General features: G+C 33.8%; 11 protein-coding genes. All 11 read left to right on the forward strand.

What is annotated here, in order from left to right; all coding sequences use genetic code 11:
* The 11 genes from RG22_RS11995 (at position 1) to RG22_RS12045 (ending at position 16,062) form a co-directional block, all read left to right on the forward strand.
* Positions 1-414, forward strand: a complete 414-nt coding sequence (locus RG22_RS11995; RefSeq protein WP_034043569.1) for an HYC_CC_PP family protein — start codon at positions 1-3, stop codon at positions 412-414.
* 111 nt (positions 415-525) lie between these two features.
* Entirely contained in the window at positions 526-4,254 is a 3,729-nt protein-coding gene (locus RG22_RS12000) for an efflux RND transporter permease subunit (RefSeq protein WP_034043572.1), read from the forward strand.
* Positions 4,251-5,468, forward strand: coding sequence for a TolC family protein (locus tag RG22_RS12005; RefSeq protein WP_034043575.1), 1,218 nt, complete (start codon positions 4,251-4,253; stop codon positions 5,466-5,468). The genes RG22_RS12000 and RG22_RS12005 overlap by 4 nt, the downstream gene beginning before the upstream one ends.
* Positions 5,469-5,471: 3 nt before the next feature.
* Positions 5,472-7,814 carry a multicopper oxidase domain-containing protein gene (locus tag RG22_RS12010; RefSeq protein ID WP_034043578.1) on the forward strand — a complete coding sequence of 781 codons (2,343 nt, stop codon included), beginning with the start codon at positions 5,472-5,474 and terminating at the stop codon, positions 7,812-7,814.
* 24 nt (positions 7,815-7,838) lie between these two features.
* Positions 7,839-8,447 (forward strand): DUF3347 domain-containing protein, encoded by a 609-nt coding sequence (locus RG22_RS12015; protein ID WP_034043581.1) that lies wholly within the window; start codon positions 7,839-7,841, stop codon positions 8,445-8,447.
* Positions 8,448-8,894, forward strand: a complete 447-nt coding sequence (locus RG22_RS12020; protein WP_034043584.1) for a heme-binding domain-containing protein — start codon at positions 8,448-8,450, stop codon at positions 8,892-8,894.
* Positions 8,895-8,905: 11 nt separating this feature from the next.
* On the forward strand, positions 8,906-9,877 hold the full coding sequence (locus RG22_RS12025) for a metal-dependent hydrolase (protein WP_052143724.1): 972 nt from the start codon (positions 8,906-8,908) through the stop codon (positions 9,875-9,877).
* Positions 9,878-9,925: 48 nt separating this feature from the next.
* Positions 9,926-11,278, forward strand: coding sequence for an APC family permease (locus RG22_RS12030; protein WP_034043585.1), 1,353 nt, complete (start codon positions 9,926-9,928; stop codon positions 11,276-11,278).
* 16 nt (positions 11,279-11,294) lie between these two features.
* The gene (locus RG22_RS12035) at positions 11,295-13,793 is read left to right on the forward strand and encodes a heavy metal translocating P-type ATPase (RefSeq protein ID WP_034043588.1); all 2,499 of its coding nucleotides are present in this window, start codon (positions 11,295-11,297) and stop codon (positions 13,791-13,793) included.
* Positions 13,794-13,811: 18 nt separating this feature from the next.
* Positions 13,812-14,294, forward strand: coding sequence for a DUF305 domain-containing protein (locus RG22_RS12040; RefSeq protein WP_034043590.1), 483 nt, complete (start codon positions 13,812-13,814; stop codon positions 14,292-14,294).
* Positions 14,284-16,062: an efflux RND transporter periplasmic adaptor subunit gene (locus RG22_RS12045; protein WP_034043592.1), complete on the forward strand. Its 1,779-nt coding sequence runs from the start codon at positions 14,284-14,286 to the stop codon at positions 16,060-16,062. The genes RG22_RS12040 and RG22_RS12045 overlap by 11 nt, the downstream gene beginning before the upstream one ends.
* Positions 16,063-16,088: the final 26 nt, after the last annotated feature.

Genomic DNA, 16,088 nt, shown 5'->3' on the forward strand with positions numbered 1-16,088 from the left:
ATGAAACAAGTTTTCCATCAAATAATGTCTTTGACAATGGCTTTTGTAGTGTTATTCTCTACAATGTCATTTACGCTTAGTATGCATTATTGTGGAGATACTTTGGTAGAAACTGCTATGTTCCATAAAGCGGAAGGATGTGGAATGGAAATGGATAATCCTTCAACTGAAGGTTGTTCTATTACAAAAAAGAATTGTTGTAATGATGAACAATTGGTAGTTGATGGGCAAGACGAACTACAACTGCAAGTTGACAAAATTTCTTTAGAGCAACAGGTATTCATCGCTTCATTTGTTTACACTTATATTAACCTTTTTGAAGGTTTAGATAATAATGTATCTTCTTTTGAAGAATACGAACCACCACTCGTCATAAGGCAAATCTTCAAGATTGACGAGACCTATTTAATTTGATTTTTAAACAATAGACTGTTTTATCCTATGACTTTATTATGTCATAAGGATAATTTGTTGTATTCGGTGTTTTCCTAACGCCAATGTCTAACTGTTTAATAATCAAAGCTAATGCTAAATAAAAGCATCAAATTTTTAATAGAAAATAAACTCGTAGCAGTTCTGCTACTCGTCCTTTTTGTTGGATGGGGAACTGTAAACGCACCTTTTAATTGGGATACAGGATTTTTACCTAGTAATCCTGTTGCAGTAGATGCCATTCCAGATATTGGCGAAAATCAACAAATAGTATTTACAAAATGGGATGGTCGTTCGCCACAAGATATAGAAGACCAAATCACATATCCATTAACCACATCCTTACTTGGTATTCCTGGAGTAAAAACCATTCGTAGTTCTTCTATGTTTGGATTTTCAAGTATCTATATCATTTTTGAAGAAGATATTGAATTCTATTGGAGTCGTAGTCGAATCCTCGAAAAACTCAATTCATTGCCAAGTGGATTATTACCAGAAGGTGTTAATCCTGCATTGGGACCTGATGCCACAGGTTTAGGACAAATATTTTGGTACACTCTTGAAGGTCGGGATGAAAACGGAAATGTTACTGGTGGTTGGGATTTACACGAACTGCGTAGCATTCAAGATTACTATGTAAAATATGCTTTATCTACTGCAAGCGGTGTTTCTGAAGTAGCTTCCATTGGTGGTTATGTTCAGGAGTATCAAGTTGATGTCAATCCAGAGTTGATGCGTCAATATAACATTGGTTTAAACCAGATCGTAAAAGCAGTTAAAAGTAGTAATCAAGATATTGGTGCGCAGACTTTAGAAATCAATCAAGCTGAATATTTAGTGCGTGGTTTGGGTTATGTGAAATCTGTTGAAGATATTGAAAATGCTGTAGTTACTTCAGAGGATTTTACTTCAATTAAGATTAAAGACATTGCTAAAGTATCATTAGGTCCAGCAACACGAAGAGGTTTATTGGATAAAGAAGGTGCAGAAGTTGTTGGTGGTGTTGTAGTGGCGCGTTATGGTGCTAATCCAATGGAAGTCATTAACAATGTAAAAGCTCAAATTGAGGAACTGAAAGGTGGATTACCAACAAAAGTATTGGCTGATGGACGAACATCACAATTAACAGTCGTTCCTTTCTATGATCGTACCGAACTTATTCAAGAAACATTAGATACACTTAATGAAGCATTAACACTAGAAATATTAATTACCATTTTGGTTATTATTGTTATGGTTTTCAATTTAAGAGCTTCTATTTTAATTTCTGGATTGTTGCCTGTTGCAGTATTAATGGTATTTGTTACCATGAAACTGTTTAACGTGGATGCCAATATTGTAGCACTTTCTGGTATTGCTATTGCTATTGGAACTATGGTAGATGTAGGCGTCATTCTAGCAGAGAATATGATTCGCCATCTCGATGATGAAAAATTACGGTTACGAGAAGATGGTACAGCGTTAACTACAAATGAAGTAGTTTATAATGCGACTGCCGAAGTTTCAGGAGCAATCTTAACAGCGGTATTAACTACAATTATCAGCTTTGTGCCTGTATTTACAATGATTGGTGCAGAAGGAAAATTGTTTAGACCTTTAGCATTTACCAAAACGATGGCATTATCAGCATCTTTGGTTATTGCTTTGTTTCTAATTCCACCATTCGCAGCTTATTTATTCAGAAAAACATCACTTAAAAGTTCATTTAAGCATATCATAAATGGTGCTTTAATAATTGCTGGAATCGCAATTATGGTTACTGGATATTGGTTAGGGATTATTTTAATTGCTTTTGGTATTACAGGTTTACTTGGGGTTTTGGGTAAACTAAATAAGAAAAATAGCAATCTTGTAAATATTATTATTTCATGTACTGCCATTATATTTTTACTTGCGGAATATTGGCGACCATTAGGCTTTGACAGAAGTATTCTAATAAACTTAATTTTTGTGGCTATTATTTGCTTCGGAATTTTAGGAATATTTTCAATTTTTAGAAGGTATTATGGACAAATTTTAAATTGGGCTTTAGCAAACAAGTTATTGTTTTTAATTATTCCAGCAACTGTACTTGTTTCTGGAGGATGGATAATGAATAATACAGGAAAAGAATTTATGCCATCTTTAAACGAAGGCTCTTTTCTATTAATGCCAACTTCATTACCACATTCAGGTGTTGAGGAAAATAAACGTGTGCTTCAGCAATTAGATATGGCAGTAGCCACCATTCCAGAAATTGAAACCGTAGTAGGAAAATCTGGTAGAACAGAATCTGCATTAGATCCTGCGCCTTTATCTATGTACGAAAACATGATTCAGTATAAATCTGAATATATGCGTAATTCAAAAGGGAAAATACAACGTTACAAGGTAAACGACGATGGTGCTTTTGAGTTGAAAGAAGGGACATTTATCGCCAACCCTAATAATTCGGAAAATGTTGTTTTTACAAACGTTGAACATACTCAACTTATCGAAGATGATGATGGCGAATTCTATCGTAATTGGCGACCAGAAATTAATAGTCCTGATGATATTTGGAATGAAATCGTTAGAGTTACCAAATTACCTGGCGTTACTTCTGCACCAAAATTACAACCGATAGAAACCAGATTGGTAATGCTTCAAACAGGAATGCGTGCACCTATGGGGATAAAGGTAAAAGGACAAGATTTAAAACAAATTGAAGCGTTTGGGTTACAATTAGAAAGTCTTTTAAAACAAGCTGAAGGTGTAAAAGAGCAAGCTGTTTTTGCAGATAGAATTGTAGGGAAACCTTATTTGCTTATTGATATTGATAGAGAAAAAATAGCACGTTATGGTGTGTCTATAGAAGATGTACAAAGTGTGCTAAAAGTAGCAATTGGTGGTATGGCTATAACGCAAACGGTTGAAGGAAGAGAACGCTATGCTGTTAGAGTACGATATCCTAGAGAACTGCGTGGTAATCCAGAAGATATAAAAGGAATTTATATTCCTGTTGAAAAAGGCAGCCCTGTTCCTTTAAGTGAGTTGGCGACTATTCGATATGAGCAAGGTCCGCAAGTCATTAAAAGTGAAGATACCTTTTTAGTTGGCTATGTGTTGTTTGATAAATTAGATGGGTTTGCAGAAGTTGATGTTGTTGAAAATGCGCAAGCTTTGTTTCAGCAGAAAATAGATTCAGGAGAATTAATTGTTCCAAAGGGTATCAGCTATAAATTTACAGGAACTTATGAAAATCAGTTACGAGCAGAAAAGACCCTTTCAGTTGTCGTTCCATTAGCGCTTGCCATTATTTTCTTGATTTTGTATTTCCAGTTTAAATCTGTTACTACATCACTAATGGTGTTTACAGGAATAACAGTTGCATTTGCAGGTGGTTTTATTATGCTATGGCTGTACGGTCAAGATTGGTTTTTCAATTTCAGTTTGTTTGGAGAGAATATGCGAGACCTTTTCAATATGAAAACCATCAATTTAAGTGTAGCGGTTTGGGTAGGTTTCATAGCATTATTTGGTATTGCTACAGATGATGGAGTTGTTATGGCAACATACCTCACACAAACTTTTGAGCGTGAAAAACCTGCCGATAAAAAGAGCATTAGAACTTCCGCTTTACAAGCAGCAGAAAAACGTATTCGTCCGTGTTTAATGACTACTGTAACTACCATTTTGGCGCTGTTACCAGTACTGACATCCACAGGAAAAGGAAGTGATATTATGATACCTATGGCAATTCCAATATTTGGCGGAATGGTTATAGACATTACCTCTTACTTTATTGTACCAGTTTTATACAGCTGGAGAGAAGAGTTTAAATTGAAAAGAGCAAACAAATGAAAAGAATAATTTATACACTCATAGGTTTATTAGCTTTTAATGTTTCTAATGCACAAGAATTAGAAACACTTATTGATGAAGCATTAAATAACAATCCTGAAATTCAAAAATTTGAATTACAGTATAGCATTGCTTCCGAAAAAGTGAATGAAGTAAATACATTACCTAATACCGAATTTGGTGTGGGTTACTTCGTAAGCGAACCAGAAACACGTACAGGAGCGCAACGCTTCAAAGTATCAGCTAAACAAATGTTGCCTTGGTTTGGGAATATAACTGCAAGAGAAAACTATGTGAGTGCTTTGGCAGATGCTAAATATGAAGACATTGTTATTGCTAAAAGAAAATTGATGGTTTCGGTGTCGCAATCCTATTATAATCTTTACGCTAATAAAGCAAAACAAGAGGTTTTAAGCGAGAATATTAAACTACTTGAAACTTATGAAACATTGGCTTTAACATCGGTTGAAGTAGGCAAAGCTTCAGCTGTAGATGTTTTACGATTACAAATGCGTCAAAATGAAATGCAACAATTATTAGATGTTTTAAGTCAACAATTTTTAGCGGAGCAAACTACTTTGAATAAGCTTTTAAATCGTGATAAAGATTTAGAAGTTTCTGTTGTTAACGAGTTAATAATTCCTTCAGAAGATTTTGAAATAACTTCTGAAAATTTGGCTCTACATCCTGAATTACTGAAATTCGATAAACTCTATCAGTCGGTAGAGCAATCCGAATTATTAAACCAAAAAGAAAGCAGTCCTATGATTGGTTTCGGATTAGATTATATCAATGTTGATAAACGTCCTAACATGGATTTTAGTGACAATGGAAAAGATATAATCATGCCAATGGTATCCCTATCTATCCCTGTATTCAATAATAAGTACAAATCCCAAACCAAACAAAATGAGTTGCAACAGCAAGAGATTTTGGCACAAAAACAAGAGCGCACAAATACTTTAGAAACACTATTAGATAAAGCAGTAAACGATAAGGTTTCAGCAAGAATAAGTTATGCAACCCAAACGAAGAACTTAAAGCAAGCTAAAGATGCTGAAGAGATTCTTATTAAAAATTACGAAACAGGAACGATTGATTTTAATGACGTTTTGGACATACAAGAATTGCAATTGAAGTTTCAAATGAATCAAATTGAGTCTGTTAAAACCTACTATGTGCAAACCACAATTATTAATTATTTAATTCAGTAAACAATGAAAACAGTTAACATAATTATATTCTTATTCTTAACGTCAACTGTATTTGCCCAAGTCGGGACAAATGGAAATGACAGAAAAGAAGAAGGAAGAAACATAAAAGAATATAACCTCACTATAGAAGAAAATGAATTAACGCTCGCAGGAGTTACAGCCAATGGTATGACAATAAACGGGAGTGTGCCTGGTCCTACATTAGAATTTAATGAAGGCGACCTTGCCATAATTAATGTTACCAATAAAATGGATGAAGAAACCTCTGTGCATTGGCACGGGTTAATACTTCCTAATTTTTATGATGGTGTACCATATTTAACCACGCCACCAATAAAACCAAATACAACATTTCAATATAGAATTCCTATCAACCAATCTGGTACGTATTGGTATCACTCACATACTATGTTACAAGAGCAGAAAGGAGTTTACGGTTCAATAGTTATTCAGCCTAAAGAGAAAACATTTGAATATGACACAGATTTAGTCGTAGTACTTTCTGATTGGACAAATGAAAAACCAATGAACGTATTGCGTAACCTTAAAAGAGGAAACGAGTGGTATCAAGTTAAAAAAGGTACAGCAGTTCCATTAAGCAGAGTTATAAAAGAAGGTGCATTAGGTGCGCAATTTAAGTTTTGGCGCGATAGAATGGAAGGCGCAGATATTGCAGATATTTATTACCCTGCATTTCTTTCTAATGGTAAAAAACTTGCAGAATATCCAAAGTTTAAACCTGGAGAAAAAGTAAGACTTCGGTTTATCAACGCCTCTGCCTCTACTTATTACTGGATAGATTTTGGAGCAGGTAATGCTACAGTCGTTTCAAGTGATGGTGTCGATGTCACACCAGTCAATAAAAGTAGGTTTCTCTTTGGTATAGCAGAAACCTATGATGTCATAGTTACGATACCAAACGGTACATTAGAGGTAACTGCAACCGCACAAGATGGGTCGGGCTACACATCAATTCGTTTGGGTACTGGAAAACTTTTTCCTGCAACTGTAATAGATAGACCAGACAAAGTAGCAATGATGAAGCAAATGGCAAAAATGGATATGAAAATGGGAGCACCTGCAATGGCAGGTAATCAAAAGAAAAACACACCTAAAGCTTTAATGGAAAAGTATGGAATGAAGATGGATATGAAAGACGGCAACATGAAAATGGAGATGAACAATAAGATGTCGATGAAAGATGGTAAGATGAATGACCAAATGGATATGAAGATGAATGATAAGTATAAGATGGAAATGAAAAAAGACTCAATGCCTATGAAACATGACATGTCTATGATGCAAAAAGATAGCACTTCGTTTGATTATGATGCACGTAAAACATATTTCAACTATGACTTTTTAAAGGCAAAAGAAAATACTACTTATAAGGAAGATATACCCGTAACTGACATTTTACTCAATCTAACTGGTAATATGCAACGCTATGTCTGGAGTATAAATGGTGTGCCATTATCCGAAACCGATAAAATTAAAATTAAAAGTGGAGAGGTTACAAGAATAACCTTAAATAACTTAACAATGATGCACCACCCAATGCATCTTCACGGTCACTATTTCAGGGTTATTAATGAAAACGGAGAACGCTCGCCATTAAAACATACAGTTAACGTGCCACCAATGCAAAAAGTAGTTATTGAATTTTATAACGAAGAATATGGCGATTGGTTTTTTCATTGTCACGTATTATATCATATGATGGGTGGTATGGCAAGGGTATTTAGTTATGACACACCGAGAGATCAAAGAATGGAAGCATATCCAGTTCAAAAACTCATCAATGAAACTGACCATTATTATTCTTGGGGAAGGGCTCGTGCAGGTTCAAATTTCACAGAATTAAACCTTATGTCCAGTAATATTAGAAATGAATTTAGTTTAAGAACCGAATTGGATTATAATAAAAATCTTGAAGCAGAAGTAAATTATAACCGATACTTAAATGATTGGGTACGTGTTTATGCAGGTATAAACACCGAAACATCAACACCAGATTCTTATGACACGTTTAATACCGTAGGATTAGTTGGCGTTAAATATTTCACACCATATAGATTTAATGTAGATGTTAGCATGGACCATCAACTGCGTCCTAGAATTCGCTTAGATAGAGAGCTTCTACTTTTTCCAAGATTTTTTATAGAAGGCGAATATGAATATAGAGCTGACTTTGGTTGGGTCAATAATTTGGAGAATAATAATTCATACGAAGGCGAAACCCAATGGTTGGTTGGAGCCTCTTATATTTTATCACGAAATTTTTCAATACAAGGAAACTATAACAACCGATATGGTTGGGGTGGCGGACTTTTGGTAAGATTTTAAACAATTAACATAAATAACAAAACAATGAAAAACTTAAAAGTAACAACTGGAATTTTAGCAATGGCATTTTTAACATTAACAGCAATGTCTTGCAAAGACGCAAAAAAAGAACATAACTACGATGAAGGTCATAATACAGAAATGAATCACGACAATAGCGATGGTCATCACGATAGTGATAAAAAAGAAATGGCAATGAATAGCAATCAAGACGGGAATGCCGAAATGATACTTAAAGATTATTTTAATCTAAAAGATGCTTTAGTTTCTGATGATGAAGCAAAAGCAAAAGAGTTTGGCGCAGTAATGAAAAAAAGTTTAGAAATTTTAGCTATTTCTAAATATACAGAGGAGCAACAAACAGAATTAAAAGAGATTATTGAAGATGCAGTAGAACACGCAGAACATATTTCAGAAAGTCCAATAGCACATCAACGCGAACATTTTAAAATTTTAAGTAAAGATGTAACAGATTTGGTCGTCATTACAGGAACAGCAAATACTTTATACGAGCAGTTTTGCCCAATGTACGATAAAGGTAGTGCTTGGTTAAGTAAAAGCGAAGAAGTGCGTAACCCGTATTACGGAAGTAGAATGCTAAAATGTGGTAAAGTACAGAAAGAGATTAACTAAATGAAAATTGTAAAAAAAATAGTGTTGGTTTTATTAGTTGCTTTTGTGGGAATACAATTTATTCCCACAGAACGCAACCAAAGCGATATTGTTCCAGTAACCGATTTTATGTTAGTTAACAAAGTTCCAAATAACATAAAAAGCAAGTTACAAGTGTCTTGTTATGACTGCCATAGCAACAACACAAATTATCCTTGGTATAACAAAATACAACCCGTTGCTTGGTTTTTAGAAGATCATATCAAGCAAGGTAAGGCTGAACTTAATTTTAGTGCATGGGATTCTTTATCAAACCGAAGAAAATCAAGCAAAATTCGGTCAATAATTAAACAAATTGAAAGTAATGAAATGCCACTTTCCTCGTACACTAAAATTCATAGTGATGCAAAATTTTCTGAAAATGATAGAAATGAAATCATAGTTTGGATAGATAGCCTAATTAAATAGTATAAAATAATATGGATAGTTTAACACAAGCAGCATTAGGAGCAGCAATTGGCGAAGTAATTCTTGGTCGAAAAATAGGATACAAAGGCGCAGTAATTGGTGCTATTATCGCTACTATTCCAGATCTCGATGTTGTTTTGATTCCATTTTATTCATCACTAGAACGAATAAGTATTCATAGAGGTTTCAGTCATTCCATTTTGTTTAGTTTAATAGGCTCAATTTTAATAGCTTTTATATTAACAAAACTAAAGTGGACAAAGCAAATTTCTTATGTAAGACTTTTAATTTTTTGTTGGCTTGCTCTATTTACACATATGCTATTAGATGCATTTACAACCTATGGCACTCAGCTATTGTTGCCTTTTTCCAATTATCGAGTAAGCTTCGATAGTATTAATATAGTTGACCCTTTTTACACTTTGCCTTTATTATTAGGTTTAATTTTAAGCCTTACATACTTCAGAAATAAAGACTCAAGAAGTTTATATAGTAAGATTGGAATAGCTATTAGCTCTTTGTATTTAATATTAACTTTAGGAATTAAATCTTATGTAAATCAAAAGTTTGATGAAGTACTAACTTCACAAGGAATTGAATATAATTCACTACTAACCGTTCCAGTTAAAATTGGGAGTATCAGTTGGTATGGCGTTGCTAAAACTAATAATAGTTTATTTATTGGTAGGTACAATAACCTTTCGCCAAATCTAATACTATTTACGGAGTTCCCAATTAACAATCATTTGTTGAATGATATTCCTACTGAAATATCCTCAACTTTAAAATGGTTTTCCAAGGATTTTTATACAGTTGCAGAAAGTAACGGAAAATTACGATTGTACAATATGCAATGCGATATGCAAGGCATTCGTACTTACGGAAATTACAAAGCACCAACAGCTTTTTATTTTGAAATCACACCGCTTTCAAATGGAAAATATGATTTAACAACAGGAATGCACAAAAAAGCATCAAAATGAAACATACTTATCACATAGCTTTCAGTAATTAAATTAAAAAACTACTTTATGAAAATATCAAAAATAAATAATCAAAAACTCTCATTATTAGGCTCAATATCATTAGGTACTGGTGTAATGATTGGTGCAGGAATTTTTGTGCTAATGGGCCAAATTGCTGAATTAGTTGGCGATTTATTTCCTATTGCATTTATTGCAGGTGCTTTAGTAGTTGGCTTTAGTTCTTATTCTTATGTAAAGTTTTCAAATACGTACCCTTCTTCTGGTGGTGTTGCAAAATTCCTAACAAAAGCATATGGTCCTGGTACACTAGCAGGTTCTTATTCTTTACTAATGTACGTGTCAATGGTAGTTGCTGAAAGTTTAGTGGCTGGTACTTTTGGTGCTTATACCTTACGCCTTTTTCCAAAAGAATATGCTGGATATGCTTCTGTATTAGGTGTGTTTCTTATAGTGCTGGCATATATTATAAACATATCTGGAAACAAAATTATTGAAGCAACAGCAACTTTAACAGCTATTATAAAAGTTATAGGTATCGCTTTATTAGCAATTTCAGGTTTGGTAATTTCAGGTTTGCCAACTATCACAGGAAACTTTATTACTACTAATAGTCAAACTTTACCAGATGGTTTTGGTTTTATAGCTGCATTAGCTTTGGCAATTCTAGCATATAAAGGGTTTACAACAATAACTAATCAAGGAGGAGATATAAAAAACCCTCATAAAAATGTAGGACGTTCCATTATTATTTCAATTGTTGTTTGCACAATTATCTATGTTATTTTGGCATTATCAGTTTCAGGAGCGTTAACTATTGAAGAAATTATTATAGCTAAAGATTATGCTTTAGCTGCTGCAGCAAAGCCAGTATTTGGAGAATGGGGTTCTATATTGACTATTTTTCTTGCCATTATAGCAACTGTTTCTGGTGTAATAGCCAGCGTATATTCTGCTTCAAGAATGTTAGGAATGTTAGGTAATATGAAACAAGTTCCTAATCTAAATCGCATCAAAAAACTTAAAAACCCTTCTTTGATTTTTACAGTTTCTTTGGCAATTCTCTTAACTATTTTGTTCGACTTAACTCGAATAGCTTCCATTGGTGCTATTTTTTATTTAATAATGGATATAGCTATTCATTGGGGTCTTTTTAGACGTCTGAAAAAAGAAGTAAAATTCAATCCAATTATTCCAATTATTGCCATACTAATGGATGTAATTATTTTGGGTGCATTTATTTATATGAAATATCTAAATGATCCTTTTGTACTTATAGTGTCAGCAATTGGAATTGTTCTCATTTTTCTTTCTCAATATATTTTTATGAAATCTCATACTGATGAAGATGGAAATATGCATATGGGAATGGATATGGATGAACATAAAATGATGAAATAATTTAAAATATAAAAAAATGAAACATACATATCACATACACGGAATGACTTGCAACGGTTGTCGCAGTCACGTAGAAGAAACACTTTCAAAAGTGGAAGGTGTTTCAAAGGCTTCTGTTGATTTAGAAAAAGCAGAAGCAACAATAGAAATGGAATCTCATATTCCAATAGAAAAGTTTCAAGAAGCTTTAGAAAATGATGGTAGAAAATATAGTATTCATAAAGCAGGAGAGCATCATCATACCAAAGTAGAAAAGGAAAAACAACCAAAAGGAAAAGGCACAGGTACGTTTTATTGTCCTATGCATTGCGAAGGCGAAAAAACTTATGACAAACCAGGCGATTGTCCTGTCTGCGGCATGGATTTAGTCGAAGAACAAAATCTATCCACAACTTCAGCAGAACAATGGACGTGTCCTATGCATCCAGAAATAATAAAAGATGAAGCAGGTGCTTGTCCTAAATGCGGAATGGATTTAGTGCCAATGGAAGCAGATAGTTCAGCGGAAGAGAAGACCTATAAAAAATTATTAAAGAAGTTTAAGATTGCAGTAATATTCACATTGCCAATTTTCTTAATCGCAATGAGCGAAATGTTGACCAATAATCCATTGTATGACATCATGGAACAAAAATATTGGAATTGGATTCAATTCGCATTATCAATTCCTGTCGTGTTTTATGCAACATGGATGTTCTTTGAACGTGCCTATAAAAGTATAAAAACCTGGAATCTTAATATGTTCACACTTATTGGAATAGGTGCTGGTGTAGCTTGGTTATTTAGTATTTTTGGTATGTTTTTTCCAGATATTTTTCCAAGTCAGTTCAAAACGGAATCTGGAGCAGTACACGTTTATTTTGAAGCAGCAACCGTCATTCTAACATTAGTGCTTTTAGGTCAACTTTTAGAAGCTCGTGCGCATAGTAAAACCAATTCAGCAGTAAAAGAATTGTTAAAGCTAGCACCCAATAAAGCTATAAAAGTAGTAGATGGCGAAGATGTTGAAGTTACCATCGATGCTATTGAATTAAATGATATTCTAAAAGTAAAACCAGGCGATAAGATTCCTGTGGATGGTTCGATAACAGAAGGAGATACAACCATTGATGAGTCAATGATTACTGGAGAGCCAATTCCTGTTAATAAAACAGTAAATGATAAAGTAAGTAGCGGAACAATAAACGGCAACCAATCTTTTTTAATGAAAGCTGAAAAAGTGGGGAGTGATACGCTACTCTCTCAAATCATCCATATGGTTAACAATGCCAGTAGGAGTCGTGCGCCAATTCAAAATTTAGCCGATAAAGTATCAGGTTATTTTGTGCCTGTTGTGGTCATTATCTCTTTACTAACTTTTGCGGTTTGGGCAATTTGGGGACCAGAACCAGTTTATGTTTATGCGTTTGTAAATGCTATCGCTGTTTTGATAATAGCCTGTCCTTGCGCTTTAGGATTGGCAACACCTATGTCTGTAATGGTTGGTGTTGGTAAAGGTGCTCAAAATGGCGTGTTGATTAAAAATGCTGAAGCACTTGAAAAAATGGATAAGGTTACGACACTAATTGTAGATAAAACAGGAACAATTACTGAAGGAAAACCAACCGTTGAAACAGTAGGTTCTTTTGATGCTGATTTTAGCGAAAGTGATATTCTGGAATATATTGTTTCATTGAACAAAAACAGCGAACATCCATTGGCAGAAGCTACCGTTAAATATGGAAAAGAACAAAACGCAGAAATTTTAAAATCCGAAGATTTTAGTGCCGTTACAGGTAAAGGTGTAGAAGCTACTGTTAATAATAAAAAGGTGGCATTAGGAAATCCTAAGATGATGGATTATGCCAATGCTGAGATAACCTCGCAAATGGAGGAAGAAGCTAAAGTTTATCAAAAACAAGGGAAAACAGTTTCTTATTTATCAATAGATAAAAAGGTTACTGGTTATGTAGTAATAGGCGATAAAATTAAGGAAACTAGCGCCAAAGCCATTAAAGAACTTCAAGACAAAGGTATTGAAGTCATCATGTTAACAGGCGATAATCACGACACAGCACAAGCAGTAGCAACAGAATTAAATCTTACAGATTTTAAAGCAAGTATGTTGCCTGAGGATAAACTTAAAGAAGTAGAGAAACTACAAGAAAAAGGAAAGGTTGTTGCTATGGCAGGCGATGGTATTAATGACGCACCAGCACTTGCTAAAAGTGATGTAGGTGTCGCAATGGGTACAGGAACAGATGTAGCTATAGAAAGTGCCATGATAACCTTGGTAAAAGGCGATTTGCACGGTATTGTAAAAGCCAGAAATTTAAGCGATGCTGTAATGAAAAACATTAAACAGAATCTATTTTTTGCACTTATCTATAACACATTAGGTGTGCCGATTGCAGCAGGTGTTTTGTTCCCATTCTTCGGAATTTTACTATCGCCTATGATTGCAGCATTAGCCATGAGTTTTAGTTCGGTTTCAGTTATAGCCAACGCATTAAGATTAAGAACAATTAAAGTTTAACTATAAAATCAAATAATTATGGAAAATTCAAATCAACACTCAAATAAAGGAAACTATAAAACATTTTTTTTAATGTTAGGGTTGTCATTTATAGCAATGTATATAACCATGTACTTAAATACCTATGCCATAGACCATGTATATTTCAGCTTGACTCGCTTTTATATGGTTTGCTTAGGGATTTCAACGATGGCAGTTATTATGCTATTATTCATGCTGAAAATGTATAAAAACAAAAAGAAGAATATAGCAATACTTATAGGAAGCCTAGTGCTTTTTGTAAGTGCATTAGGATTAGTTAGAGCACAAGCACCAATTGTAGGAGATGTGCTTTGGTTAAAAGGGATGATTCCTCATCATTCTATTGCCATACTAACAAGTGAACGAGCAGATATTCAAGACCCAGAAGTCAAAAAATTAGCAAATGCTATTATTGAAGCGCAACGTAAGGAAATAGAAGAAATGAAAGCAATGATAAAACGATTAGAAAATGAAAAATAATAAATTAGTCATTTACATAGGAATATTAGCAGTAGGACTTTTGTTAGGATGGTTTCTTTTTGGTAATTCATCTGCTAAAGAAACTGAACATAATCACGAAGCAACAACAGAAACCAACCAAATGTGGACGTGTTCTATGCATCCACAGGTTATGCAACCAGAACCAGGCGATTGCCCAATTTGTGGTATGGATTTAATTCCTGCTGCAAGTGGAAGTGATGGTTTATTAGCAGATCAATTCAAGCTTACAGAAAACGCTATGGCATTGGCAAACATTCAAACGTCAATTGTTGGTAAAGGTAAAACAGAAGATAATACAGTTAAATTATCAGGGAAAATTGTAGAGAATGAAGAAGCTAATGCAGTTCAAGTTAGTTATTTTTCAGGAAGAATAGAACGTCTAAATGTAAGTTTTACAGGCGAAGAAGTTAGAAAAGGACAGTTATTAGCAACTATTTATTCGCCAGAATTATATGCAGCGCAACAAGAACTTATCACAGCAGCTTCATTAAAGGAATCACAACCTGCATTATACAAAGCTGTACGTAACAAATTAAAATTGTGGAAGCTCTCTGAAAATCAGATTAATCAAATTGAAACTTCTGGTAAGGTTAAAGAAAACTTTCCAGTATATGCAACGGTTTCAGGTACAGTTTTTGAAAAATTAGTAGAACAAGGGGATTATATCAAACAAGGTCAACCTTTACTCAAAATAGCTAATCTAAAAACAGTTTGGGCAAATTTTGATGTTTATGAAAATCAAATCGATTTATTTAAAAAAGGACAAGAGATTTCAGTCACTACTAATGCTTATGCTAATAAAGAATTTAAAGCCAAAGTAGATTTTATAGACCCTGTTTTAGATACAAAAACAAGAACTGTGAAATTAAGAGCTGTACTCAACAATAAACAGGACGTTTTTAAGCCAGGAATGTTTGTTGAAGGAAAAGTTAAAGGAATGAATTCAAGTAACGAACACGTATTGACCATTCCATCTACATCTGTTTTATGGACAGGAGAGCGTTCTGTTGTCTATATTAAAACAGACCCTACTCAACCTATTTTTGAAATGCGCATTATTACATTAGGTAATCAAATTGGCGATAATTATGAGGTGTTAGAGGGTTTGAGTATTGACGATGAGATAGTAACAAATGGAACATTTACTGTTGATGGAGCAGCACAATTACAAGGTAAAAAATCAATGATGAATAAAAAAGGTGGTAAAGTTATGACTGGTCATGAAGGACATCTTGGAATGGGAAACAATCCTTCCGTAAATATTGAGAATCATTCTAATATGAATGAGAGGATAAAAGTGTCTAAGGACTTTAAGAATCAATTGAAAGTCGTTTTTAATGATTATATCAAATTAAAAGATGCTTTGCTTAAAGATGAATCTAATAACGTAATAACAGAATCAAAAAGACTATTGGGTAATTTATCTAAGGTTGATATGAAGCTATTAAAAGATAAAGAGGCTCATGGTCATTGGATGTCATTAGAAAAAGAAATAAAAGCATCGGCAACATCAATTTCAAACACATCAAATATTGAATCACAACGAAATCATTTTAAGCACCTCTCATCACATTTAATTAGTACGATTCAGACATTTGGTATCAATGAAAAAGTCTTTGTTGAGTTTTGCCCGATGGTAGACGATAACAACGGTGCATACTGGTTGAGCAGGGAAGAAAAAGTAATCAATCCATATTTTGGGGGCGCAATGCTAACCTGTGGAGAAGTAAAACAAGTAATCGAATAGTAAAAATCAAATAATAACAATTAAAT

It is taken from the genome of Wocania ichthyoenteri Th78, from assembly GCF_000789235.1.
GTDB lineage: Bacteria > Bacteroidota > Bacteroidia > Flavobacteriales > Flavobacteriaceae > Wocania_A > Wocania_A ichthyoenteri.

Bases quoted from the DNA above. Each gene is read 5' to 3' on its own strand.
- RG22_RS12020 (WP_034043584.1), top strand. From the start codon at position 8,448: ATGAAAATTGTAAAAAAAATAGTGTTGGTTTTATTAGTTGCTTTTGTG.
- RG22_RS12000 (WP_034043572.1), top strand. From the start codon at position 526: ATGCTAAATAAAAGCATCAAATTTTTAATAGAAAATAAACTCGTAGCA.
- RG22_RS12010 (WP_034043578.1), top strand. From the start codon at position 5,472: ATGAAAACAGTTAACATAATTATATTCTTATTCTTAACGTCAACTGTA.
- RG22_RS12045 (WP_034043592.1), top strand. From the start codon at position 14,284: ATGAAAAATAATAAATTAGTCATTTACATAGGAATATTAGCAGTAGGA.
- RG22_RS12015 (WP_034043581.1), top strand. From the start codon at position 7,839: ATGAAAAACTTAAAAGTAACAACTGGAATTTTAGCAATGGCATTTTTA.
- RG22_RS12040 (WP_034043590.1), top strand. From the start codon at position 13,812: ATGGAAAATTCAAATCAACACTCAAATAAAGGAAACTATAAAACATTT.
- RG22_RS12025 (WP_052143724.1), top strand. From the start codon at position 8,906: ATGGATAGTTTAACACAAGCAGCATTAGGAGCAGCAATTGGCGAAGTA.
- RG22_RS11995 (WP_034043569.1), top strand. From the start codon at position 1: ATGAAACAAGTTTTCCATCAAATAATGTCTTTGACAATGGCTTTTGTA.
- RG22_RS12035 (WP_034043588.1), top strand. From the start codon at position 11,295: ATGAAACATACATATCACATACACGGAATGACTTGCAACGGTTGTCGC.
- RG22_RS12030 (WP_034043585.1), top strand. From the start codon at position 9,926: ATGAAAATATCAAAAATAAATAATCAAAAACTCTCATTATTAGGCTCA.
- RG22_RS12005 (WP_034043575.1), top strand. From the start codon at position 4,251: ATGAAAAGAATAATTTATACACTCATAGGTTTATTAGCTTTTAATGTT.